At 41.9% G+C, this 1,165-nt stretch carries 2 pseudogenes; both read left to right on the top strand.

The annotated features are described in order from the left end of the window. A pseudogene (locus tag B4K20_RS07950) lies at window positions 1–453 on the top strand (VWA domain-containing protein); the annotation flags it as partial. 99 nt (window positions 454–552) lie between these two features. Then, a pseudogene (locus B4K20_RS07945) lies at window positions 553–1,165 on the top strand (DNA recombination protein RmuC); the annotation flags it as partial.

Raw genomic sequence — 1,165 nt, 5'->3', positions numbered from 1 at the left:
GAGCCTTACCGTGGATCACGAAATATTTTACTCATTTCCGATGGTGGCCAAGTTTTTTCTGCCGAGCAGACAGCATACCTGCACCATGTTTTTAAAAAGATGCGTCTGAATTTATATTGGATTTACCTACGATCAATGAAAGGCATGACGTTGGACGCCAGCGATAATGACAGTCTGCTCTGGATTGATATGCCAGAACGAAAATTACACAAAGCCTTTAAAAAACTGGGCGTACCTTACCAGGCTTTTGAAGCAGGCTCACTGGATGAGTTTTCTAAAGCCATTGATGAAATCCACAAACAGCAATCACAGCCTCTAATTGTGGAAGAGCGGGTACCGAAGCAATCTCAGCATGATCTTTTTTTGTCGATAGCGTTACTCGCTTTTTTACCATTGGTACTAAGCCGATGGTTAACTGTGCTGGGCGTGTATCAAGCGACACATAAACCCTAGCGAATATCGCAATTATTATCTGGCTTTGTTATCTTGTAGAGCTTGTTCAGCCTGCACGTATCAGGCTGATAGCACCATCTCTATATTGCAGGAATCACTATGTTAGAAAGTCTGTCGCCTGATCAACTTATTGGTTTACTGGCAATTGTTGTTGTGGTTTCTGCTGCATTGGCTTATTTAGTATTTGCTTTACGTCATTGCCGCAAAACAGCCGAACTACAAAACCACATACACGCCTTAGAGCTGAGTCAGAGTGGACAAGAACAACAACTGCAAGCCGCATTGGCTACTGAGTCACGATTAACGACTGCTTTGGATGAACAGAAACAACAGATTCATCAACTCAATCAAACATTGGAACAGACAAAACAGCAGTTACATCAGGCTGAAAAACAATCGGAAACAGCACAGGCTAATTACCTGTCTTTACAACAGCAATTCACGGATAAAAAAGCTGAGCTGCAACAGCAAGTAGAGGCGTTTCAGGACTTACAGCAAGCTTATCAGTCACTATCCAATCAACATACCGAGTTAAAAACGACTTTAGAGAGAAGGGAAGAACATTTCAAAGAGCAAATGGCGCAGCTGGCAGATACCAAACAATCAATGACTAAAGAGTTTGAGAATCTGGCAAACAAGATTTTTGAAGAAAAAGGCAAAACATTCACCGATACCAGTAAGTCGAGCATTGATGTGCTCTTGAAACCTTTTC

Origin of the sequence: Methylophaga sp. UBA5088 (genome assembly GCF_002414625.1) — a bacterium.
GTDB lineage: Bacteria > Pseudomonadota > Gammaproteobacteria > Nitrosococcales > Methylophagaceae > Methylophaga > Methylophaga marina.
Note: the sequence above shows the minus strand (reverse complement) of the source record. Positions and strands in the feature narration are given on the sequence as shown.